This is a genomic window from Amycolatopsis pithecellobii (assembly GCF_009707865.1).
GTDB classification, from domain to species: Bacteria; Actinomycetota; Actinomycetes; order Mycobacteriales; family Pseudonocardiaceae; genus Amycolatopsis_E; species Amycolatopsis_E pithecellobii.
In genome coordinates, this window is the sequence record NZ_WMBA01000007.1 from 20445 (window position 1) to 43355 (window position 22911).

Here is a 22911-nt window from a genome sequence, read left to right on the forward strand (position 1 = left end):
TGCGATCCGGGAAGAATCCCCCGGGACCGTCACCGGGTGCGGAACTGCGCACGGTGATCGAACGCCCCCGAGGGTAGACCGCACCGGGTCGAGGTGCAACAACCACCCCCGGCGTGCCGCGAAACCGGGGCATGCCCGCTACCGGGCCGTGACCTGGACTCCGCTGGAATCCACGGGCAGTTCGGAGACTGCAAACCCCTCAACATCGACTCCTGCCGGAATTATTCCGTCCGTCGTCAGTGCCAGCACCGTGGGACCGGCGCCGGACACCGTGGCCGCCACACCGGCGTCGCGCAACTCGTTCACCAGCCGCGCGGTCGCCGGGTAGGCGGGTGCGCGGTAGTGCTGGTGCAGCCGGTCCGCGGTGGCGGCCAGCAGCAGGGAAGGATCACAGGTCAGTGCGTGAATCGCAAGGGCGGCACGGCCCGCGGTGAACGCGGCGTCGGCGTGCGGTACTTCGGCGGGCAGCAGGCCGCGGGTCGCGGCGGTGGAGGACTTGACTTCGGGGACGGCGAGCACCGGGCGGATCGATGGGTGCACGGTGAGCTTTTCGGCGTGGAACCTGCCGCTCTGTGACCATGCGATCACCAGACCACCCAGCAAGCTCGCGGCCGCGTTGTCGGCATGCCCTTCGAACTCCGCCGCGATCTGCACCGCGGCGGCGTCAACCGGTTTGTCCGCCAGCGCATACCCCGCGGCGACACCGGACACGACCGCCGCGGCCGAGGAACCCAGCCCGCGTGCGTGCGGAATCTTGTTGAAACAGCGCAGATGCAGCCCCGGCGGGCGGACACCGAGCCGCTCGCAGGTCCGCCGGATCGCCCGCACCACGAGGTGAGTTTCGCCCGTCGGCACGTCGCCGACCCCGCCCGCGCCGGCGTCAAGCACCTCGACTTTCAGCCCGGAGTCGGTGACCTGCACCTCGATCACGTCGTAGAGCCCCAGCGCGAGCCCGAGCGCGTCGAAGCCGGGGCCGAGGTTCGCCGACGACGCCGGCACCGTCACCGTGACCGAGTTCACGTCAGATCCAGAGCCGCCGCGACCGCACGTGGATCGACGGTCAGCGGCTCGACCTCGACGTTGCCCTCGAGTGCCGTCGCCGGATCCTTGAGCCCGTGCCCCGTCACCGTGCACACGACGGTGGATCCCTTGGGCAGGCGCCCATCTCCGGCGGTCAGCAGCAGTCCCGCGACGCTCGTGGCCGACGACGGCTCGACGAACACGCCTTCCTTGCGGGCCAGCAACCGGTATGCGGCAAGGATTTGCTCGTCGGTGACCTTCTCGAACAGGCCACCCGAGGCGTTGCGAGCGTTGACCGCGCCCTGCCACGAAGCCGGGCTGCCAATCCGGATCGCGGTGGCGATCGTGTCCGGGTCCTTGACCGGCTCACCCAGCACGAGCGGCGCGGCACCGGCGGCCTGGAAACCGAACATCCGTGGGGTGGTCTCGATTTTCCCGTCTGCCGCATACCCCGTGTAGCCGGCCCAGTACGCCGTGATGTTGCCCGCGTTTCCCACCGGAAGGCAGTGCACATCCGGTGCCTTGCCGAGCACATCGCATACCTCGTAGGCCGCGGTTCGCTGCCCGATGAGGCGAACCGGGTTGACCGAATTCACCAGCGTGACCGGGTGATCGATCGCCGTCTTGCGGGCAAGTTCGAGGCAGTCGTCGAAGTTCCCGTCGACCTGCAGGATGCGGGCACCGTGCAGCACGGCCTGGGCGAGCTTGCCCATCGCGATCTTGCCCTGCGGGACGAGCACCGCGCACGTGAGCCCCGCGCGTGCGGCATAGGCGGCGGCCGAGGCGGACGTGTTGCCCGTCGAGGCACAGATCACCGCCTGCAGGCCACTGGCCAGCGCGTGCGTGATGGCCACGGTCATCCCCCGGTCCTTGAAGGAACCGGTGGGGTTGGCACCTTCCACCTTGAGGTAGACCTCGGCGCCGGTCAGCTCGGACAGGTGCGGCGCGGGCATGAGCGGGGTGTTGCCCTCGCCGAGGGTGACCACCTTGGCCCCCGCCGGGATCGGCACCCGATCGGCATAGGCTTCGATGATCCCCGGCCAGCCCGGCTCGCTGTTCATGTGTCTTCGCCTTCCACCCGCATCACGCTGACCACTTCCCGAACGACGTCCATCTTCCCGATCGCTTCGACCGTCGCGTCGAGAGCCGCGTCTGGTGCGAGGTGGGTCACGATGACGAGGCTCGCCGTGGACAGCCCGTCCCGCTGGCGCACCGCCGCAATGCTCACCCCGTGGTCGGCGAAGACCTGCGCGACCTGGGCCAGCACGCCGGGACGGTCGGCGACGTCGAGGCTCACGTGATAACGCGTGGGGGTCTGCCCCATCGGCCGCACGGGCAGATTGGCGTGCGCCGACTCACGCGGCCCGCGGCCGCCGAGCACGCGATTACGCGCTACCGCAACGAGATCGCCGAGCACGGCGCTCGCCGTCGGCGCGCCACCGGCGCCCTGGCCGTAGAACATCAGCTCCCCCGCGGCGTCCGCCTCGACGAACACCGCGTTGAACGCGCCACCGACACCGGCGAGCGGATGGCTGCGCTCGAGCATCACCGGATGCACCCGTGCCGACACCGATTCGGCACCGTCGTCCGCCGTGACGCGCTCGCAGATGGCCAGCAGCTTTACCGTGCGCCCCAGCGCTTTCGCGGCCGCGATGTCCGACGCGGTGACTGACGAGATGCCCTCGCGGTGCACGTCGGCCGCCGTCACACGGCTGTGGAAAGCCAGCGAGGCAAGGATCGCGGCTTTGGACGCGGCGTCGTAACCGTCCACATCGGCCGTCGGGTCGGCCTCGGCGTAACCGAGACGGCTTGCCTCGTCGAGGGTTTCGGCGTAACCGGCACCCGTGGAGTCCATTGCGGACAGAATGAAGTTGGTGGTGCCGTTGACGATGCCCATCACCTTCGTGATCCGGTCACCGGCCAGCGACTCGCGCAGCGGGCGCAGCAACGGGATCGCACCGGCGACGGCGGCTTCGAAGTACAGGTCCGCGCCGGCGGCGTCCGCGGCCTCCGACAGCTCCGCGGAGTACTCCGACAGCAGCGCCTTGTTCGCCGTGACGACCGACTTTCCCTTGCGCAGCGCGGTGAGCAGCCAGCTGCGGACCGGCTCTATCCCACCGACGAGCTCGACCACGACGTCCACATCGGACTCGACGAGCGCGGCCGCGTCGGCGGTCAGCAGATCCTGCGGTAGTTCCGGATGCTTGTCGGGGCGGCGCACCGCGATCCCGGCGAGCTCGACCGGCGCCCCGGCCCGAGCGCCAAGCTCGTCGGCCTGCTCGGTGAGCAGCCTGACGACCTCACTGCCCACCGTGCCGCAGCCGAGCAGGGCCACACGCACGGACCGGCCGTCCGAAGTGGACAGTGCGGAGTTCACGACACCTCCAGGTGCAGCATGTCATCCACGGTTTCCCGGCGCAGCAGGAGCCGCGCGCTGCCGTTGCGGACCGCGACCACCGCCGGGCGCGGCAGCCGGTTGTAGTTGCTGGCCATCGAGTAGCAGTAGGCCCCGGTCGCGGCGAGCGCGATCAGGTCACCGGGGGCGAGCGTGTCCGGCAGCCAGCAGTCGCGGACGACGATGTCCCCGGACTCGCAGTGCTTGCCCACCACACGCGACAATGCGGCACCGGGCGCGCCGTCCCCCTCGTCGGCCGAGCGCGACACCAGGCGGCAATCGTACGTCGCGTCGTAGAGGGCGGTGCGGATGTTGTCACTCATCCCGCCGTCGACGCTGACATAACGCCGGCTTTCGTTGTCCCCCAGCGAAACATCCTTGATGGTGCCGACCTCGTACAACGTGATCGTGCCGGGCCCCGCGATCGCGCGCCCCGGCTCGCCCGCGATCCGCGGCACCGGCAGTCCGGCGAACTCGCACTCCTTGCGCACGATCTCGCGAATCTGCGTGATCATCTGCGCGGGCGGCGGCGGATTGTCCTTGTCGGTGTAGGCAATCCCGAAGCCGCCACCGAGGTCCACAATGGACAGCTGCTCGAGCAGGGATTCCCCGTGCTCCTTGGCGAGTTCGGCGAGCAGGCCCACCACCCGCCGCGCGGCCACCTCGAACCCGTCGGCGTCGAAGATCTGCGAGCCGATGTGGCTGTGCAGGCCGACGAGCTTGAGCGACGGCGCGTTGAGCACCCGGCGCACGGCCTCCGCGGCATCCCCGGCCGCGAGCGAGAACCCGAACTTCTGGTCCTCGTGCGCGGTCGCGATGAACTCGTGCGTGTGCGCCTCGACCCCGACCGTGACCCGCACGAGCACGTTCTGCACGACCTCCCGCCGTGCGGCGACATCCGCGAGGCGAGCGATCTCGTAGAACGAGTCGAGCACCACCGTGCCCACCCCGGCGTCCACAGCGGACTCCAGCTCGGCGATCGATTTGTTGTTGCCGTGGAAGGTGATCCGCTCCGCGGGGAAGCCGGCCCGCAACGCCACCGCGAGCTCTCCCCCGCTGGCGACGTCCATGCTCAGCCCCTGCGCGGCCACCCAGCGCGCGACTTCGGTGCACAGGAATGCTTTCGCCGCGTAGTGCACCAGCGCCGGGTCGTCGAAGGCCTCGGCGTACTCGGCACAACGGGACTTGAAATCGGCTTCGTCCACAATGAACAGTGGCGTGCCGTAGGTGGCGGCGAGTTCGCGGACGTCGACGCCGGCGATCCGCACCACGCCGTCCAGGGCACGGAAAGTATTGCGGGGCCAGACTTTCGGGTACAGCCGGTCGAGCTCCTGCGCCGTGCTGGGCGGGAAACCCGACGTGTCGACGTGCGGGTGGACGTCGGCGTGACGAGGACCTGCGGGGTGAACCATGAGCTACATCCGTTCCGGGGCAGAGACACCGAGCAGCCGGAGCCCGTTCGCGAACACCTGGCGGGCGGCTTCACACAGCGCCAGGCGCGCGAAGGTGAGTGGCGAGGCTTCTTCGTCACCCTTGGGCAGAACCGGGGCGACGGCGTAGAACTTGTGGAACGCGCCGGCGAGGCTTTCCAGGTAGCGGGCGACCCGGTGCGGCTCACGCAGCTCCGCCGCACGCAGCACGATCGTCGGGAACTCGCCGATGGTGCGGATCAAGTCGCCCTCCTGGGCCAGCGTCAGCAGGCCGAGATCGGCGTCCGCGTCGGCCTTGAGCCCCAGATCCGCCGCGTTCCGTTGCAGCGACGCAAGGCGGGCATGCGCGTACTGCACGTAGTAGACCGGGTTCTCGTCGCTGCGCTTGCGCAGCAGATCGAGGTCGACATCGATACTCGAATCGACGGAATACCGGGTCAGCTCGTACCGCGCGGCATCCACGCCCACGGCGTCGACGAGGTCCTCCATGGTGATCACGGTGCCCGCGCGCTTGCTCATCCGGACCGGCTTGCCGTCGCTCACGAGATTCACCAGCTGGCCGATGAGCACCTCGACGACGTCCGGGTCCTGGCCCATCGCCGCCGCGGCCGCCTTGAGCCGGGCGATGTAACCGTGGTGGTCCGCGCCGAGCATGTAGATGCACAGCTCGAAGCCGCGGCCGATCTTGTCCTCCAGGTACGCGATGTCGCCCGCGATGTACGCGGGAGCGCCGTCGCTCTTGATGACCACGCGGTCCTTGTCGTCACCGAACTCGGTGGAGCGCAGCCACCACGCACCGTCGGCGTGGTAGAGCTTGCCGGACTCCTTGAGCTCCTCGACCGCGCGCTCGACCGCACCACTGGTGTGCAGCGAGTCTTCCTGGAAGTAGACGTCGAAGTCGGTGCCGAAATCGTGCAGGCTCTGCTTGATCTCGGCGAACATCAGCTCGATGCCGATGCTGCGGAACGTCTCGTGCCGCTCGTCTTCCGGCAGCGACAACGCACTCGGCTCGCGGCGCAGCACCTCGGCGGCGATATCGGAGATGTAGGCGCCCGCGTAGCCGTCCTCGGGTGCGGGCTCGCCCTTCGCGGCGGCGATCAGAGACCGGACGAACCTGTCGATCTGCGCACCGGCGTCGTTGAAGTAGTACTCGCGGGTCACGTCCGCACCCTGGGCGGACAGGACCCGGCCCAGCGCGTCCCCGACGGCCGCCCAGCGAGTGCCGCCCAGGTGCACCGGGCCGGTCGGGTTGGCCGAAACGAACTCGAGGTTGATCTTGCGTCCGGCGAGCGCGTCACCGGTGCCGTACCCCTCACCGGCGGCCAGCACCTGGCGCACCTGCTCACCCTGGGCGTCCGCGGCGAGCCGGAAGTTGAGGAAACCCGGGCCGGCCACCTCGGCGCTGTCCACCCCGCCGTTCTTCGCAACCTCGTCGGCGAGCGCCTGGGCGAACTCGCGCGGCGGGATTCCGACTTTCTTCGCTACCTGTAAGGCAAGGTTGGTGGCGTAATCTCCGTGTTCGGGGTTGCGGGGTCGCTCGATCGTCACCAGGTCGGGCAGCACGGCGTGGTCGAGGCCACGGGCATCGAGTACCTGCACAGCAGACGATCGGACGAGTTCGGCGAGCACGGCGGGAGTCACCACGCGAGTGTATGTGGCCGTTGACGTCGCTCTGACATCCAGTCCCTAGACTCACCTTGGATATTTGGATCGCGAGCGGATGCGGGAGCCATGGCCAGCGGCACGAAGAAAAAGGCCTCGTCGAAGAAGGCCATCAGAGCGGCGCGCAACTCAGTGGTGACCAAGCGCGGCTTCCCATGGGGCACCGTGATCGCGATCGTCGCCGTCGTGGCGCTCGCGGCCGTCGTCGTCACCTACTACCTCGTGCAGTCGGCGCCGAAACGCGCGCTGGCCGAATGGGCACCGAGCGACTCCAACAAGGACCCGTCACTGCAGCTGGCCGGCATCGTGACCGGCACCTACAAGGGCAGCGTGCACGTGCTGCCGACCGAACGCGTCGCCTACGACCACTTCCCGCCGATCGGCGGGCCGCATGACGGTTACTGGGCCGCGTGCAACGGGACCGTGTACACCACGGCCGTCCGCAACGAGAACATGGTGCACGCGCTCGAACACGGCACGGTGTGGATCGCGTACAACCCGGCGCAGGTCACGGGCGATGCGCTGAACACACTCAAAACCAAGGTCCAGGGCAAGCCGTACACGATGATGTCGCCCTACCCCGGTCTCGACAAGCCGATTTCGCTGCAGGCCTGGGGGCACCAGCTCAAGCTGGACTCCGCGGGCGACCAGCGCATCGACGAGTTCATCACCGCGTTGCGCACCAACCCGAACACCACACCCGAAGTCGGCGCTTCCTGCGACGTGCTCGGGCCGGGTCAGTTCGACCCGGACAATCCGCCGCCGTTCGTCGCGACTCCGCCGGGACCGGATGCGAAACCGATGGACTACCAGGGCACCCAGGGCACGCAACAGGACACCGGCGCCGTGATGCCCTCGACCACCGGCACGCCGTGATGACCGAAACTTCCGCTCCGGTGACCGAGACTCCCGCGCCGCGGCCCACGGCTCGTCCGGTCGTCATCGCCGCGACGGTGATCGTGGTGCTACTGGTGGGCGCGGTGCTGGGGATGTTCCTGACCCAGCGCGCACTCGACTCGTCAGGGCCCGCGACCCCCGGCACGGGTTCGGTGGAGGTCGGTTTCGCGCAGGACATGTCGGTGCATCACCTGCAGGCCGTGACGATGGCGAACTGGGCGCGGGACCACAGCACCGACCCGGAGGTCCGGCAGCTGGCGTTCGACATCCAGAGCACGCAGCTGGAGCAGGTCGGCCGGATGAAGGGCTGGCTCATGTTGTGGGACCAGCCCGAGCAGGCGCCCGGCGCGTACATGACGTGGATGACACAGCCGTCCGGGCACGACATGGCGGGGATGCCGGGGTCGTCGGCTGGTGCCGCCGTGATGCCCGGGATGGCGAGCGACACGGAGCTGGCGAAGTTGCGTTCGTTGTCCGGCAAGGATCTTGACGTGTACTTCCTGCAGTTGATGTTGCGTCACCACCAGGGCGGCACGGCGATGGCGCAGTATGCGCACGATCATTCACCGGTCAGCGCGGTGAAGACGTTGACGCAGAGCATTCTGAATTCGCAGGGCGCGGAAATGGTGCTGATCAAGCAGATGCTCGGCGCGCGTGGTGCGCAGCCGCTGTAGTCACCAGGAAAGCTCTTCGCAACGTTTGGCGGACTCGGCGGGCTCGACCTGCAGGGTGGCGTGCTGGATGTGGTAGGCCTCGGCGAGCAGATTCTGGGCCTGGGTAAGGACTTCCGCCGGTTCGGCCGAGGGGTCGACGACGAGGTGTGCGGAGGCGACCTCCATGCCCGAGGTCAGCGTCCACACGTGGATGTCGTGCACGTCCCGCACGCCGGTGAGGTCGGCCAGCGCGGTCTCGATGCGCTCGACGTCGACCTCGGCGGGCGCATGCTGGAAGAGGATCCGCAGGGCGCGGCCGGCGAGCTTGGCCGTGCGCGGGAGGACGAACAGCCCGATGGCCACACCGATGAGGGGGTCGGCGTAGCGCCAGCCGGTGGTGAGGATGATGGCGCCGCTGGCCAGGACGCCGACGGAGCCGATGAGGTCGGCGAGCACTTCGAGGTAGGCGCCACGGACGTTGAGGCTTTCCTTGGCGCCGGAGCGAAGCAGGACGAAGGCCGCGAGGTTGGCGACGAGCCCGGCGAGTGCCGTGAGGAGGACGGGAAGCCCTGGCACTGGCGGCGGGTCGCTGATGCGGCCGATCGCTTCGATGAGAACGTAGCCGGCGACGCCGAACAGCAGGAGCGCATTCCCCAGTGCGGCAAGCACTTCGGCGCGGTAGAACCCGAACGTGCGACGGTAGGTGGGGCCGCTGCGGCGGGCCAGGATGATCGCCGTGAGGGCGAGGCCGAGCCCGAAGACGTCGGTGAGCATGTGGGCCGCGTCGGAGATGAGGGCGAGGGAGCCGGTGAGGATGCCGACCACGACCTCGAGCGCGAGGAAGGCGATGCCGATCGCGAGCGCCGCCACGAGCCGGGGCACGTAGCGACCCGAGGCACTCGGCACGCCATGCCCGTGACCGTGTCCCATGGCCGCCCTCCTCGAAGGCAAGTTATAGCGACATGCGCATGTATGCAATACAGGTGAGCCTAACCTACTCTGGCACGGTACCGCCAGGCGATCTCCAGCACATGGGGTGCCCACTGAGTGGCACCGGGCATGCGCTACGCTTTGTCCAGTCGTAAGGCGATAGGCCCTCGTAGCTCAGGGGATAGAGCACTGCCCTCCGGAGGCAGGTGTCGCAGGTTCGAATCCTGCCGAGGGCACCCAGGTCAGATGGGGTGTCAGGGCCAGCCAGCGGAGACACGTCAACGTGGTCACATCGAGGAGCGCCCAGGCGGCACTCTGCGAGTCCGGGTCTATGCCGGAAAAGATCCACTGACACGCAAGGACCACTACCTCGACGAGTCGGTGGGACTCGTCTCGCCGCGCGCGAACACGGTCTCGTCCCGGCCGAGCCGGTCCGGCAACGCTGACGGACCCCGGCGGCGGTCGATGCTAGGCCGCAGCTTTCGCGTCGACCACCATGACCGCCATCAGGCAGGGCTCGTCGCCGCGGTTCTCCCACGCGTGGTTGGTTCCACGCTGAATGACGATGTCACCGGCGGTGAGCGTGACATCCTCCTCGTCCAGTAGCAGGGTGATGGAGCCGCTGATGACGATGCCGAAGTCGACCGTGTCCGTACGGTGCATGGCCGGGTGCCGCGCATCCCCGACATGCGCATCGGCCGAGCCCATTTCGGAGAAGGCAGCTTTCGCGTCGATGACCGCATCGGCCGGCAGCGGGTCGAACTGGAGCACGCGGAAGTTCAGCCCGCCGACGACAGGGCCGATTGCCATCGGCGTACCCAGGTCTCGCTTCTCCCAGGCGTCGATGCTGGTGGGAACGCTCGTCAGCGTCCACATGTCGGCGATCGCGACGCGAGCTGTGTCGATGAGCAGGACATCCTCGGACGGTCCATCCGCGACCACCACCGCCCTTCCGGCCGAGTCGTGACCGGTCACCACTCGGCGGACAGCCCTCGGCTTCATCGGATTCGCCTCAGCGTTCGTTGTCGACATGCTTTCTCCTGTTGTCTCGATACGGGTGTCTGCGTTTCTGGGGCCGGGCACGGTGTCAATCGCCCACTGCCGTGGAGGATCCTGGCCGGAGCGGCTTGCGACCCCAGAAGACGTGGACACCCCGCCACTCCATCGCCCTGGCACCCTCGACCCGGTCACCGAACGCGTCCTTGATCTCCTCCGCGGTGTAGGCGCCGAGTTCGGACAGGGCGACCTTCAGCGGGCCCACCAACTTGTCGAACCAGGTCTGGACATGAATGTCGACGTCAACAGACCTGGTGAGTCCTCCTCCGCCGGGAATGAGCGCCTCGGCCGACACGATGCGCTTGCCGGGCTTCAGCACCCGCACGAACTCCTCGCTTGCCTCCGACCAGTCGTCACAGTGTTGTGCCGCCTGCGCGACCAAAATCGCGTCGTAGGTCTCGTCAGGCGTGTCGTGCGTGTACGTCCACTGCCAGGCCGCAAGAAGGCCGTTGCGTCCGTACTTGCCCTCGAAGATCGCCGCGTTGCCTTCGTCGATGAGTTCGGCCACGTCCACCGTGCCGGCCGGGCCGACGGCTTCCTCGACCGCGCCTCGCCAGCCGCACGACTCCACCTCCTCACCGACGATGAGGACCCGGTCCCCCGGCCGCAAATCCAACAACGCATAAGCGATGTCCTGGATGTTCGCCGCGAGCCTCGTCCACATATACGGCAGCCCACCGCCGACCAGGAAAGCCATCGCCCACCGCTCCCGCTCCGCGGGATCGCGCAGGACCTCACCCATCCGTTCGATGTCCCGGTCGCGAAGGAAGCTCCACGGATCCGCCTTACCGCGGGTCTCACTGACATGGGCGTAATCGATTGACACGAACTCACTCTCCTCGCCGTCTCACCCGCACCACCTCATGGCGATACGGGGCCGTCCAGACTGACTGTGTAATCGCTTCGGGCTGTCCCGATCAGTGGCTCAGATTGACCTGTTCCCGGTGGTGCTCGCCCTTCTCGATCAGGTCGACGAACCCGAGGCCGTAGTCCGCGGCGGAGATCGCGCCGCCGTCCTTGGGCCGTACCGCGACGTCGTCGCCGAGCCGGTACGTGCCGCGCCGTTCGCTGGGCATGCGGGCGCCGAACCGCATGGGTGGGCTGACAAAGACCCAGTCGAGGCTGGCGGGCGTGGCCGGGAGGTCCTCAATGATCAGTGCTGCCCCGATGCGGATCTCGTCGTGGAGTTCCGCGGGGATGTGGCTCAGGTCGGTGACGAAACGATCGGCTCCTGGCGCGGGGCGCAGCGACGAGAAGCCACCGACGACGTAAAACCGAGCTCCCGCGGCATCGACCAAACGCGCGATGGCGCTATAGACCTGTCGGAAGCTGTGGATCAGCGGGCCACGCGGGGCCAATGCGCCCACCACGATGTCGGCACCGTCGATGGTCGCGGACAGCGTTGCCTCGTCGGTGGCGTCGCCCTGAACGTAGGCCACGCCGGGGGCGGGTGTGACGGGCGGATTGCGGCTCAGCGCGGTGACCTGGTGGCCGCGAGCGGCGGCCTCCGCAACGATCGCCGAGCCTGCGTAGCCGGTGCCTCCGATAACGGTGATGCGGGACATGGAGCGTGCCTTTCTGCGGGATTGATGGTGTGGGACGACGTCCTTGGGTTACGGTAAGAGGGTTGGTCTCCGATGGGAAGTAGGCACTTTGTGGTAACCAACCAGACCGAACCCGTGCCGCTGGACGACCCCTACCGCGCGGACTGTCCGACCCGGCACCTCCTGGATCGCATCGGCGACCGGTGGACGATGCTGGTCGTGGGCATTCTCAGCGAGGGCGACAGCCGCTTCTCCCACCTGCGCCGCCGCGTGGAGGGGGTGTCGCAGAAGATGCTGACCCAGACACTGCGAGGGCTCGAACGCGACGGGCTCGTGCGTCGCACCGTCTACCCCGAGGTTCCGGTACGAGTCGAATACGCACTCACCGACGCAGGGCGCACCCTGTGCGAGCCGCTACGCGCACTCCAGGAATGGGCGATCACGCACGCTGTCGACGTGGCAGCCGCGCAAGCGGCCTACGACTACTCGCACTGAACCTCGCGCGCGGCGCGACGGTCGTCCTCGCCGACGAACTGTCTCGGTCCTGCACACAGGTCAGTTCCACTGATCTCGATCGCGACGCCAGGCCGGTCAGCCAGCATCGGCAGCGCGTCGGTGGTAAGCCGCATCGTGTCGAGGCCAGCCGGCCTGGTAACCCCATTCCCAGCTGATCTCCAACGCATGACCTGTGCCGTACGACGCGTGCAGAGTCAGCGTCGGATCCGAGATGGCCGGCGGAGTGAAGGTGTCGTCGGACGAAACGACGTCTGCTTTGCGGGAATCTTCAGGCTCTGGCCGGCCAGTACCATGCGCTACTTCTCCGAAGAACCGGATCGGCACCGACACTCTCCCCTCGCCATGCCGTTCCCGCCCGAGCAACCGAACCGGGTCCGCCGGTATCCGCCCGGCCGGACCTTCGCATGGGCGGCCTTCAAAGTGACCGACAACCCGCTGACCAGGAGGTTTAGGTTCGTATACTGGCTTGTTGGGTGCACCCAGTCCTCATCGACATGCGTTCTGGCCTGCGGAAACGTGTTGTTTCTGCGGCAAGAGAACCTTATGTAGGGTCAGTGCCTCGGTGTATGGGCACGATCTTCGGTTCAGTGACCATGATCGGTGCGCGCTCAGCCGTCTGAGCGGACGCAGTCCTGCGGTGGGCGAACGGGGCGTCATCCCGCTTGGCAGGTTGGGTGACGCCTACGGTTTGACCGAGGAGGTTGTCAACGTTCCGGTCTGGCCCCGAAGTCCGGCACCTCTGTGTAGTCGGGCAGCTCGATGCCGTTGATCGCGCGCCCGACCAGCTCGGTGAACCATTCGCCGCCGAAATCGGGGCTCGGCTCCGCGTCCGGCCCGGGGACGTCGCGGCTGCGGGCGTTCAACCGGCCGATCTCCTGGTTGGCCTCGACGAACGAGCGCATCCGAGCCTCGTAGCCGGCGAAACCTGCCTCCGGGTCCCATCCGGCAGCGGCCAGTTCACCGGCCAGCAGGTAGGCGCCCACCAGGGCAAGCCCGGTGCCCTGCCCGGACATCGGCGACGAGCTGAACGCCGCATCCCCCAGCAGCCCCACCCGTCCACTCGACCAGCGGTCCATCACCACCTGGGCGACCTGGTCGAGGTAGAAGTCCGGGGTGTCGTCCAGATGCGCGAGGATGTCCGGGGTCAACCAGCCCAGACCCGCCATCCGCTCACGCAGCAGGCGCTTCTGGGCCGCGACGTCACGGTAGTCGACGTCGAAGTCAGCCGAGGTGAAGTAGAACATGGCCATCGCCCGGGTAGCGTCCTGGATGGGGCGCAGCAGGGCGGAGCGCCCCGACTCCTGGTACTCGAGCAGCCAGCGGTCCAGCCCGAACTCGTTCGGCACACTGTAGAAGGCCAGCACGTGCCCGAGATGGCGGAGGAACCGCTCCGGCGGGCCGAACACCATCGTCCGCAGCGCCGAGTGCAGTCCATCCGCCCCGACCACCAGGTCGAAGCGGCGCCGGTCGCCGCCCGCGAACGCCACGTCGACCCCGTCCGCGTCCTGGGTGAGCTCGGCGATCCGGTCACCGAAGACGTACTCAACACCGTCGCGGGTGTCGTCGTAGAGCACCCGGGACAGGTCCCCACGCAGGATCTCGATCTCCGCGATGAACCCATCACCGCCGTCGCTATCCGCAGGGAAGGTTTCCAGCACGTTCCCGTCCACGTCCACGGTGCACGCGCCGGCGGTTTCGGTGCAGGTCGCGCGCACTGCCGCGTCCAGCCCCATCCGCCGGATGACTTCCTTGGCCACCCCGCGCGCGTCCACCGCCTGCCCGCCGGGGCGCAGCTCAGGGGCCCGCTCCACCACGGTCACCTCGGCCCCCCGCCGGCGCAGCCAGTGGGCCAGCGCGGGCCCCGCGATGCTCGCCCCCGCCACCAACACTCTGCTACCGCCCACTGTGCCTCCCGCTCACCCCGCCGGATCACTGTCCGGATCGATTGCTTCTGCCATGGCCCACCCGCTGTCGGTGTATCCAGAGGTACAGACAACGGATCCACCCCGAATTCATCGGTGCAACCGACCGGGGTACCCCGGCGGCAGGCGTGGCGGCTCAAGCCCGGACCGGTGCCCGCTCCAGGCCCTCGACGATATCTTCGCGGTAGCGCACCGACCCGTCGCGGACCCACGGTCAGGCTGAGACTCAGGATGCTGCGCATGAACCCGGGCAGCCGGTCCGCTCCCCCGGGTCCGCGCCCCCGGTCCGCGGCCCGGGCGCGTTGTCGTCGGCAACGCTAGTGGGCGGTGGGCACCAGCTCCGGGTCCAGGTGCACGTCGATGAGTACGGGCCTGTCGCGGTGCGGAAGGTGTGCGAGCGCACTGTCCAGTTCGGACAGATTGCGGACGGTGAATCCCCGCCCGCCGAGTGCATCCGCGACGGGCCCGAAATCGGGCCAGTCGAAGGTCGACATTCCGGGATCGAGCTCGCGACGGACGAACTGGATGTGCTCCGCGCCGTAGGCGCCGTCGTTGAGGAGCAGCACGATGAGATCGAGCCCGTGCCGGACAGCGGTGCTGAACTCGTTCAGACCACCCAGCATGAACCCCCCGTCGCCCGTCACCAGCAGCGTCGGATGGTCCGGCCGCCCGACGCTGGCGCCGATCGCGGTGCCCATGCCGAGCCCGATCGAACCGTAGTTCGCGGTGTGGGCGAAGTGTCGCGGATCCTGGACGCCGATGACGGGCCACGTGGAGAAGATGAAGCGCCCGCTGTCGGTGATCACCGTCCGGTCAGGGGCCACGGCGGCGTCCACCCGGCGCAGGGCCGAGTGAATGTCGACAGATCGATCGGTACTGCGATCCGCCTGCTTGTCGATGCGGCGGACGAGTTCCGTTGCCAGCTCCTCCGAGGCAAAGCCGGTCGGTGGGATCCCCGCCTCGTCGAGTAGTGCGACGAACTCGTCCGCGGTCATGGCGGCGTCGCCGAGCACGCCGGCGTCCGGCACCACATGGCGGCCCAGGCTGTGCCGGTCGTCATCGATCTGCACCAGGCGCCGCTTGTCGACGAGCCAGCCTTCCATGGTCGTGAAGCGGTTCAGCGACGCCCCGAAAGCGATGACGCAATCCGCGGCGGAAAGCGTGGAAAGGGCGACCTCGTGCGCCACCGTCCCGCAAATACCGAGATCGTGCGGTTCCCCGCGGAAGAGGTCGCGAGCCTTCAAGGTCGTCGTCAGCGGAGCACCGATACGAGCAGCGAAACGCACCAGCGCCGCGCGGGTCGCCGGGTCGATCGCGCCTCGTCCGGCCAGCACCACCGGACGTTTCGCGCCGGCGATGATGCCGAGCGCCGAGTCGAGCGCATCCTCGGACGGCCGGACGCCGGCATCGCTGACCAGACGTGACGGCGACCGGAGGTACTCCGTCTCGGCCCACTGAAAGTTCGCCGGCATGTCGAGCACGATCGGCCGCCGCTCGACGTGGGCACGGCGAATCGCGCTCGCGAGATCATCCGCGAGCGTCAGCGGGCTACGCAACTGTTCGAACCCTGCGCCGGCGGCCAGGACCACCTCTCGCTGCGGGATGTTCTGCGTGTGGTCGTTGTCGTCCGGCCGGGTGTCCCCGGCGATCAGCAACAGCGGAACCCGCGCCCGGACGGCATCGATGAGCGGGGTGATGGTGTTGGTCAACGCCGGACCGTGCGTGACCGTCGCGACGCCTAAACGGCCAGTGATCTGTGCGTAGCCCGACGCCGCTTCCACCGCCGTGGCCTCGTTCACCACGCCGACGTAGGTCGTGCCCGGCCGCCGCCGGAAACTGTCCATGACAAACAGGTTTCCGTCACCGATCAGCCCGAAGATGGTGTCGATACCGTGATCGGTGAGACCGGCGGCCATCGCGTCCTGAAACAGCATGCGCTGAACGCTAGCCCGCCGATTCACCGTCGGCCATGGCTTCCCGAGCACAGTTGCCGCGCCAGGTATGTGTCGGCCGACATCACGCGACTCCGTCAAGTGATGTGCGGATCCGGTTGAGCCGCCCGGGACTCGTAGTCGTCGAAAATCGCCGCGACCCGGCGCTGCTGCTGGATGGTGACGGCGACGCCGGGCGTGCTCACCCCTTGCACGCCTTCGATTTCCCGCAGCCTGGGGTAGATGGAACCGACGATCGTGTTGCGCCGGAACGCACAGGCCGTGCACGCGCCGGTGAACTCGATCTTCACCGTGCCACCGTCATCGATACCCACGACATTCGCGCCGCCCAGATGGGACGCGAGCAGGGGGCGGATCTCGCGGTCGAAGAGCTCCTCCACCTCGATCAGTCGCTGGTCAGGGCGCGCGGATACCGGCTCCTCGCTCATGCCTCACCTCCGGCCGCCGCGGCCTTCTTCTTCTGCACCTCGACGTCGATGCCCAGGATGCGGGCCGCGTTGAGCCCGAAGATCTGCTCCTTGATCTCCCGGGTGAGCGCCGGATAGCCGTACCCTTCCTGGAGATCCTCCGGCATTTCGAGCTCGCTGAATACGTCGATGAACGTCTGCACGCGGGGCCACAGGAACGCCTCGGAGCCATAGAGCAGGCGCTCCGGGCCGAGTTCGAAGAGCGCCTTGCCGAGAACCTTGATCGTCGGACGCGGCTGCACCATGTATTGGTTGAACCACAGGGGCAGCACCATCATGATGTTGGGACGCAGGCTGGCGACGGCGAAAGTCTCATCGAGGTAGGGATAGCCGAGGTGGTGCAGGCCGAAGGTCAGGTCGGGGAAGTCAAGAGCCGCGCCCTGCATGTCGAGCGAGCGCAGGTCCTCGACGTTCTGGTCGCCGATCGCCCCGCCCTTGTGGAACTGGATGTAATTGATTCCGAGCTCCTGGGCCTTCTCGTAAAGCGGGTAGGCCACCGCGCGATCGTCGGCCCGCCACTTCAGATGACGAGACTGAGCCTGATAGAACTTGAAGCTTTTCGCGCCCAGCTCTTCGACTTGGCGCTCCATTTCCTTTTGCGCGCCACGTACGCCTTGCATCAGCGGGTCCACCCCACCGCAGAACAGGATCTTGTCCGGGAACGCCGCGGCCAGTTCGGCTTGCGCATCGGCAGGCGCGGAACCGGTTTCCCAGTAATCAAGGAGCGGGACCGTCTGGACCATGGCCATATCGGTGTCCGAGTTGCCGAACAACTCGACTGCCTCGGCGAGCTCATCCAACTTCCCGGGAACGGCGACCCGGGGGTTGCTGGGCATGGCGTCGCTGGCCCACCCATCCACCAGCCCCCGGAGCCAGTCGACGTAGCGATCCGCAACCGGAGCGTTGACGGTGTTGGGCGCGCGGAAGTCGAAGCGATGGATCACGGCGTCGAAAATGAACATTCCGTCTTTCATGAACTGAGCCCCTTCGGTCAGCCGATTCCGGTTTGTTGAGTCTCTGGCGCACCGAAGGCCAGCGCAATCGTTGTGGGACATATAGTTTCGGGCCCCGCTATGTGTCGCCTGACATTCTTCTTTGTGTGCTTGGCAGGCTAGATTCAGCAGGTGAACACTGAACGCACCCGGATCGGGATCGTGGGCGCCGGCGACATCGCCAGGAAGGTGAATCTGCCCCATTTGCGGGCGATTCCCGGTGTCCAACTGGTTGCGGTGTGCAATGCGAGGCCCGAGAGTGCCCGTCAGGTCGCCGGTGAGTTCGGTATTCCCCATGTCGTGGACCACTGGACGTCGATGGTCGACCGGGACGACGTCGATGCGATCTGGATCGGGACGCCGCCGGTGATGCATGCGCCGATCGCCATCGCAGCGCTCCAGCAGGGCAAGCACGTCTTCTGCCAGGCGCGGATGGCGATGGACCTCGCCGAGGCCCGGTCGATGCTGGCGGCCGCCCGGCAGCATCCCGAACTCGTCACTATGTTGTCGGCTCCGCCGATGGGGATGAAGGCCGGCAAGCTGATGCGGCAGCTACTGAATGACGGCTACGTCGGCGAGCCGTACCACTTCCGGCTGGTGGCCGACAGCGACATGTTCGCCGATCCGGACGCACCGGCTCACTGGCGCCAGCGCCGCGAGCTGGTCGGGATGAACGTGCTGACCGTCGGTATCTACGGCGAGATCCTGCAGCGCTGGTTCGGCTCGCCCGTCCGGCTGCATGCGCGGTCCAAAGTGTACGTTCCGGACCGGGACGGCTACGCCGTGCAGGTGCCCGACGTCGTGCAGGTGACCGGCGAATGGGGCGACGGCGTCCTCGGTGTATTGGAGTGGAGTGGCGTGTCGCTGTTCGCGCCCGACTCGACGTTGACCCTGTACGGCCGGGACGGAACCCTGGAATACAACTTCACCAGGGACCAGGTCCGCGGCGCCCGGCGAGGCGACGACGAGTTCCGGACGTTCGAGCTTCCCGCCGATCTCGAAACCCCCTGGACCGTCGAGCACGATTTCGTCACCGCGGTGCGGGCGGGGGGACGGCCGGAGCCGTCCTTCGAGACCGGAGTCGCGTACATGGAGTTCACCGAGGCCGTCCACCGCAGTGCGCTGACCGGCATTGAAATCCTGTTGCCGCTGCCGTGAGGCGCGCCAGCTTGGCGGTGCCCTCAACGCCAAGACGTCAGCGGGGCTCGCGTCCGCAAAGCGCGACCAGCCGGTCCGGCGCGGATGCGTCGTCCGGCACCTCGACCGGCGGGGCGAGGATCCCGGTGCCCTGCGCCGCCGCGATCATCGGGCGCACGACGGGGATGAGCTCCTCGGCGACATCGTCCTCGATCGGTTGCGGCGCGCCGATGCCCATCGCGAGGTCCCACGCGTGCACCGCGAGGTCCATCGTCATCTGCCAACCGTAGAGGGACGCGTCAAACTTGCCGAAAGACAGGTGCACCATCCGGTCGACCGCCCCTTCCTCGGTCCACGCCGCACGCGCGGCTCTCGAGGACTCTTCCCACGCGCGGACCGGGTCGTCGCCCAGCACGTCGCCGTCGTAGCGGTCGCCGACCTCAGCGAGCGTGGCGCCGCCGAGCAGGTGCGGCACCCACAGCTGCTCGGAAACGAGGTGGTTGACCAGGTCCCGCACCGTCCACTCGGTACACGGGGTCGGGTTGTCCCACTGGTCCGCCTTGACGAGATGCACTGTCCGGTCGAACTCGGCCAGCGTCTGGCCGTGTCTGTCGAGCAAGCTCATGATCCCCATGATGCCCCCGATAACGGCTATGCGGTGAAACCCGAGGTGCCACTGCGGGACAGCACGACCTTGGTCAGCGAGGTGGTCGCGCCGAATTCGAGCAGCATCCGTACCACGGCGACGACATCGTCGACGGGGATCATGGTGTCGGCCGGGATGGTGTCGGTGGTCCAGGCGGACATGTCGGTCGCGACGTAGGCAGGAGCGATGGCGGTTGCCATGACGCCGTTCGCGGACTCCTCGGCGTTCACCGTTTCCATCAGCGAGATCAACGCGGCCTTCGAGGCGCCGTAGACGGCCAGCCCTCGCTCGGCGTGCACACCGGTGATCGAGGAGAGTGCGATCACGCGTGCACCATGCTCACGGTCGGCAGCGGCGGCGGCTCGCAGCAGTGGGAGCGCGGTCTGGACCATGGCGATCGCCGAGGTCAGGTTGACCGCGATGGTCTTGTCCACGCGGTGTGCGGGCAAGGTCTCCAGGGCCCCGCCGGTGCCCACGCCGCCGGAAAGGATCAGGGCGTCCATGGTGGCGTAGGTCTGACGGTGCCGGTCGATGACCGCGGCAAGGGCCGTCCGGTCGCCGAGGTCGGCCGCGACTGGGACGACACCTGGTGCGCCGGTATCGGTCAGTTCTGCCGCCAGCGCGGTCAGATCCTCGTCACGGCGTGAGGTCACGGTGAGGCCGAAGCCCTGGCGCGCCAACTCGACCGCGATGCCATGACCGATGCCACGCGACGCACCCGTGATCAACGCGGTCCTCACCTGGCGCCTCCGTCGAACGTGTGGAGTCCGAGGTCGAGGTAGGTGCCGACGGCTTCGCCCGCGGTGTCGAAGCCCGGGCCGGTCGCGGCGCCGACGTGGGCGCGGTGGGCGATGCCGGCGGCGATGACCGCGATCTTGAAATAGGCGAGCGCCAAGTGGAACTCCCAGTCCCGCAGCGGGACGCCTCCGGCAGCCGTATATGCCTGCGTAAGTTCGGCGATCCCGGGGATCCGTGCGCTGGTCCACGCGCTGGGCGCACCGACGATCAGGTCGAAAACCGGGTCCCGATATGCACACATCATCGCCACGTCGGCGACCGGGTCCCCCAAGGTGGACAGCTCCCAGTCCACGACCGCGGCGACCTCCGGATCGTCGTCGACAAGGGTGAGCAGCACGTTGTCGATCCGGTAGTCGCCGTGCACGATGCTCGTACCGCCCTGGGCCGGCGTGTGCGACGAGAGGCGCCGGCTGAGTTCCGTCGCGGCCACCCCGTGGTCAGGCGCGCCGACCAGCTCCCATTGGCCGGTCCACCTCCTCAGCTGACGAGCCGCGTAGCCATCAGGTCGCCCATAGCCCGCCAGGCCCACCGATTCCGGGTCGACGCGGTGCAGGGCCGCCAGCGTCTCGACCAGCCGGCGCGTGACCGTCCCGACCGCGTGGCCGTCGAGTTCATCCAGATCCGCCGCGGTCCGGACCGTCACCCCGGGCACATATTCGACGACCGTGAACGGCGCTCCGAGCACAGATTCGTTGTCGCACAACAGGAACGGGCGAGCGACCGGAACCTCGGAGCCGGCCAGCGCCTTCGTCACCCGGTACTCGCGAGCCACGTCGTGCGCCGAGGGCGTACGGCCGCTGCGTGGCGGCATGCGCAGCACCCACGACGTCTCCCCGTCATCGAGCCGGTAGGTCAGATTCGACCGGCCGCCGGCCAGCAGAGTCGCCTCCAGTCCGGCCACCGGCTCGATACCGGCCGCCGACATGACTTTGGCGACGTCGAGCAGTTCGTCATCCGACAACGTAGGCGAGCTCACCGGGCCGCCTTCGTCACTTCGGCCACCGCGCGCCGTGCGATGGACCACCGGTGCACCTCGGAGGGGCCGTCGTAGATCCGGAACGGGCGCAGCTCGCGAGCGATCTTGGCCACCGGAAGATCAGCGGACACTCCCAAGCCGCCACAAAGCTGAACGGCACGGTCGGCGACCCGGTTCAGGGCTTCCGCGGCGAAGGTCTTGGCGATCGAAGTCGCCTTCGAGGCGCGGTGCCCGGCGTCCAGCTCCTCGCAGGCACGCAGCAGCAGCGCGCGGGTCGCCGCGAGGTCGATCTCGTTGTCGGCGATCAGCTGCCGGGCCATCCCGAGATCGGCCAGCGGCGACCCGAAAGCCCGCCGCTCACTGGCGTGGACGATCGCCACCTCGTGCGCACGCCGAGCCGCCCCGGTCCACCTCATCACGTGCGTCATGCGGGCCGGGCCCAGCCGCACCTGTGCGTATCGGAAGCCCTGATCGACCTCGCCGAGCACATCTTCGTCCGGCACGAAGAGATCCGTGAAGACGAGCTCACAGTGCCCGCCCACCATCGACCTGTCCATGGTGCCGATGTGGCGGACCACGTCGATTCCCTGCCGATCGGCCGGCGCGAGGAACATTGTGGCCCCGCCGGCGTCGCCGGGTTCGCCGCTGGTGCGCGCCATGATGATGAAGAACCCGGCACCGTCCGCGCCGGTGATGAAATGCTTCCGGCCGTTGATCTGCCAGCCACCGTCGACGCGCCGCGCGGCGGTCGTCAGCGCCGCCGGATCGGATCCCGCCCCGGGCGCGGGCTCGGTCATCGCGAACGCCGACCGCCACTCACCGGCCACGAGCGGCCGCAGGTACCGGTCCCGCTGCGCCTCGGTGGCCACGTGGTCCAGCAGATGGATGTTGCCCTCGTCCGGTGCGGCCACGTTCAAGGCCACCGGGCCGAACAGCGAGTAGCCGGCCTCCTCGAATACCGCGGCACGGTCCACCATCCCCAGGCCCAGACCGCCACAGTCGACCGGCGCATGGACGGCCAGCAGGCCCGCCTTCGCGGCGAGGGTCTGCCACCGCACCCGCAACTCGTCGCCGCCGGCCGCCTCGATATCGCCGTCATACCGGTCGTCGATGTCGAGCACCTCCGCCCGGATGAACTCCCGCGTCCGCGCCACCAACTCAGCTACCCGCACCACATGCCTCCGATGGACCGACCGATTGATCGCTCGGTCAGCATCGCAGGCGTCCCCCAGTGTCGTCAACAGCGGATTCTTTTAGCCTTGGCCGGCGGCGCCGATGAGCCCGCGGGCGAAACCCAGGTATCGCTTCACAATCTCGTCCGGGGACAGGGGGCCATCCTCGCGGTACCAGGTCGCAACACCCACGCACATCGTCGACAGTGCCCGGGCGGCATCCCCGGCGTGCTCGGTCACCGTGTCGTAAACCTTGCGCGCGTCGCAGATCGTGGTGGCGAGGATCTCCTGTTGCTCGTCTCGCAGCGCGACGCAGCGGCTCCGGTTCTCGGGGATCAGGCTGCGCAGCTCGGTCGAGGCGACGAACGCCTCGGCACGGCGGAACATGTGGAACCTGAGCAGCGATTCCACCGAGGCGTCGAAACGCGCGAGTGGATCGTCCCCACCCGAGGCCAGTGCGGCTCGACTGCGATCCAGCAGCTCGGTGTACACGATCTCGAGCAGGCTGACGAGGATCTCCTGCTTCGACTGGTAGTGGTGGTAGAGGCCCGGCACGGACAGCTCGGCCGCCGTGGCGAGCTCGCGGATACTGGTCGCCTGATAGCCGTGTTCGGCGAACGCACCGAGCGCCCCCCGCAGAATCTTGGGCAACGGCGAAGGACCGTAGCTGCGCCAGTCAGTCGGTTGCCCTGCCGAGGCGTCCTGGCCGATCACGTCATGGGACACAGTCAGGAGTCTAGGTGCGT

Annotated in this window: 22 protein-coding genes and 1 tRNA gene; 5 read left to right on the forward strand and 18 right to left on the reverse strand. The window is 68.1% G+C overall.

The window, feature by feature from the left end:
• Positions 1–138 precede the first annotated feature (138 nt).
• Genes thrB through argS form a run of 5 tightly spaced genes read right to left on the reverse strand, consistent with a single transcriptional unit; the run spans position 139 to position 6486 of the window.
• Positions 139–1020 carry a homoserine kinase gene (thrB, locus tag GKO32_RS06685; protein ID WP_312867599.1) on the reverse strand — a complete coding sequence of 294 codons (882 nt, stop codon included), beginning with the start codon at positions 1018–1020 and terminating at the stop codon, positions 139–141.
• Positions 1017–2081 carry a threonine synthase gene (gene thrC / locus GKO32_RS06690; protein ID WP_154755919.1) on the reverse strand — a complete coding sequence of 355 codons (1065 nt, stop codon included), beginning with the start codon at positions 2079–2081 and terminating at the stop codon, positions 1017–1019. Before thrC ends, thrB begins: the two co-directional genes overlap by 4 nt.
• Positions 2078–3385 carry a homoserine dehydrogenase gene (locus GKO32_RS06695; RefSeq protein ID WP_154756039.1) on the reverse strand — a complete coding sequence of 436 codons (1308 nt, stop codon included), beginning with the start codon at positions 3383–3385 and terminating at the stop codon, positions 2078–2080. Before GKO32_RS06695 ends, thrC begins: the two co-directional genes overlap by 4 nt.
• A gap of 8 nt (positions 3386–3393) precedes the next feature.
• Entirely contained in the window at positions 3394–4827 is a 1434-nt protein-coding gene (gene lysA, locus GKO32_RS06700; RefSeq protein WP_154755920.1) for a diaminopimelate decarboxylase, read from the reverse strand.
• Positions 4828–4830: 3 nt separating this feature from the next.
• Positions 4831–6486, reverse strand: coding sequence for an arginine--tRNA ligase (gene argS, locus GKO32_RS06705; protein WP_312867600.1), 1656 nt, complete (start codon positions 6484–6486; stop codon positions 4831–4833).
• A 90-nt stretch (positions 6487–6576) separates the two neighbouring features.
• On the opposite strand from argS, the gene GKO32_RS06710 reads away from it, so the two are divergent.
• Together GKO32_RS06710 and GKO32_RS06715 are read left to right on the forward strand one after the other, a co-directional pair.
• Entirely contained in the window at positions 6577–7383 is an 807-nt protein-coding gene (locus GKO32_RS06710; RefSeq protein WP_154755922.1) for a thioredoxin-like domain-containing protein, read from the forward strand.
• Positions 7383–8078: a DUF305 domain-containing protein gene (locus GKO32_RS06715; RefSeq protein WP_154755923.1), complete on the forward strand. Its 696-nt coding sequence runs from the start codon at positions 7383–7385 to the stop codon at positions 8076–8078. Before GKO32_RS06710 ends, GKO32_RS06715 begins: the two co-directional genes overlap by 1 nt.
• On the opposite strand, the gene GKO32_RS06720 is transcribed toward GKO32_RS06715, so the two are convergent.
• A complete protein-coding gene (locus GKO32_RS06720) occupies positions 8079–8987 on the reverse strand; it encodes a cation diffusion facilitator family transporter (protein WP_154755924.1) in 909 nt (302 codons plus the stop codon). It lies immediately after the preceding gene.
• 163 nt (positions 8988–9150) lie between these two features.
• Here GKO32_RS06720 and GKO32_RS06725 point away from each other — a divergent pair.
• Positions 9151–9223, forward strand: a tRNA-Arg gene (locus GKO32_RS06725).
• A 232-nt stretch (positions 9224–9455) separates the two neighbouring features.
• Here GKO32_RS06725 and GKO32_RS06730 read toward each other — a convergent pair.
• The 3 genes from GKO32_RS06730 to GKO32_RS06740 all read right to left on the reverse strand — a co-directional run bounded on the left by GKO32_RS06730 (position 9456) and on the right by GKO32_RS06740 (position 11608).
• Positions 9456–10019, reverse strand: coding sequence for a cupin domain-containing protein (locus GKO32_RS06730; protein ID WP_154755925.1), 564 nt, complete (start codon positions 10017–10019; stop codon positions 9456–9458).
• Positions 10020–10074: 55 nt separating this feature from the next.
• Complete coding sequence (locus tag GKO32_RS06735) at positions 10075–10869, reverse strand: class I SAM-dependent methyltransferase (protein ID WP_154755926.1); 795 nt, start codon at positions 10867–10869, stop codon at positions 10075–10077.
• A gap of 91 nt (positions 10870–10960) precedes the next feature.
• Positions 10961–11608 (reverse strand): NAD(P)-dependent oxidoreductase, encoded by a 648-nt coding sequence (locus tag GKO32_RS06740; protein ID WP_154755927.1) that lies wholly within the window; start codon positions 11606–11608, stop codon positions 10961–10963.
• 90 nt (positions 11609–11698) lie between these two features.
• Here GKO32_RS06740 and GKO32_RS06745 point away from each other — a divergent pair, with 90 nt between their 5' ends.
• Entirely contained in the window at positions 11699–12082 is a 384-nt protein-coding gene (locus tag GKO32_RS06745) for a winged helix-turn-helix transcriptional regulator (RefSeq protein WP_312867602.1), read from the forward strand.
• 725 nt (positions 12083–12807) lie between these two features.
• Here GKO32_RS06745 and GKO32_RS06750 read toward each other — a convergent pair.
• From GKO32_RS06750 to GKO32_RS06765, 4 genes are all read right to left on the reverse strand, one after another.
• Positions 12808–14007: an FAD-dependent monooxygenase gene (locus GKO32_RS06750; protein ID WP_312867603.1), complete on the reverse strand. Its 1200-nt coding sequence runs from the start codon at positions 14005–14007 to the stop codon at positions 12808–12810.
• A gap of 335 nt (positions 14008–14342) precedes the next feature.
• The gene (locus tag GKO32_RS06755; protein WP_154755929.1) at positions 14343–15959 is read right to left on the reverse strand and encodes a thiamine pyrophosphate-binding protein; all 1617 of its coding nucleotides are present in this window, start codon (positions 15957–15959) and stop codon (positions 14343–14345) included.
• Between the two features lie 95 nt (positions 15960–16054).
• Positions 16055–16405 carry a NifU family protein gene (locus tag GKO32_RS06760; protein WP_154755930.1) on the reverse strand — a complete coding sequence of 117 codons (351 nt, stop codon included), beginning with the start codon at positions 16403–16405 and terminating at the stop codon, positions 16055–16057.
• Entirely contained in the window at positions 16402–17418 is a 1017-nt protein-coding gene (locus GKO32_RS06765; protein ID WP_154755931.1) for an amidohydrolase family protein, read from the reverse strand. The genes GKO32_RS06760 and GKO32_RS06765 overlap by 4 nt, the downstream gene beginning before the upstream one ends.
• 150 nt (positions 17419–17568) lie before the next feature.
• On the opposite strand from GKO32_RS06765, the gene GKO32_RS06770 reads away from it, so the two are divergent.
• The gene (locus GKO32_RS06770; RefSeq protein WP_154755932.1) at positions 17569–18594 is read left to right on the forward strand and encodes a Gfo/Idh/MocA family protein; all 1026 of its coding nucleotides are present in this window, start codon (positions 17569–17571) and stop codon (positions 18592–18594) included.
• A gap of 37 nt (positions 18595–18631) precedes the next feature.
• Here the strand turns inward: GKO32_RS06770 and GKO32_RS06775 are convergent, their stop codons facing one another.
• The 5 genes from GKO32_RS06775 to GKO32_RS06795 all read right to left on the reverse strand — a co-directional run bounded on the left by GKO32_RS06775 (position 18632) and on the right by GKO32_RS06795 (position 22891).
• The gene (locus GKO32_RS06775; protein WP_154755933.1) at positions 18632–19198 is read right to left on the reverse strand and encodes a TIGR03086 family metal-binding protein; all 567 of its coding nucleotides are present in this window, start codon (positions 19196–19198) and stop codon (positions 18632–18634) included.
• A 26-nt stretch (positions 19199–19224) separates the two neighbouring features.
• Positions 19225–19959, reverse strand: coding sequence for an SDR family NAD(P)-dependent oxidoreductase (locus GKO32_RS06780; RefSeq protein ID WP_312867604.1), 735 nt, complete (start codon positions 19957–19959; stop codon positions 19225–19227).
• Complete coding sequence (locus GKO32_RS06785) at positions 19956–20993, reverse strand: phosphotransferase family protein (protein ID WP_312867605.1); 1038 nt, start codon at positions 20991–20993, stop codon at positions 19956–19958. Before GKO32_RS06785 ends, GKO32_RS06780 begins: the two co-directional genes overlap by 4 nt.
• Positions 20990–22165 (reverse strand): acyl-CoA dehydrogenase family protein, encoded by a 1176-nt coding sequence (locus GKO32_RS06790; protein WP_312867606.1) that lies wholly within the window; start codon positions 22163–22165, stop codon positions 20990–20992. The genes GKO32_RS06785 and GKO32_RS06790 overlap by 4 nt, the downstream gene beginning before the upstream one ends.
• 81 nt (positions 22166–22246) lie before the next feature.
• Positions 22247–22891, reverse strand: coding sequence for a TetR/AcrR family transcriptional regulator (locus GKO32_RS06795; protein WP_208024291.1), 645 nt, complete (start codon positions 22889–22891; stop codon positions 22247–22249).
• Positions 22892–22911: the final 20 nt, after the last annotated feature.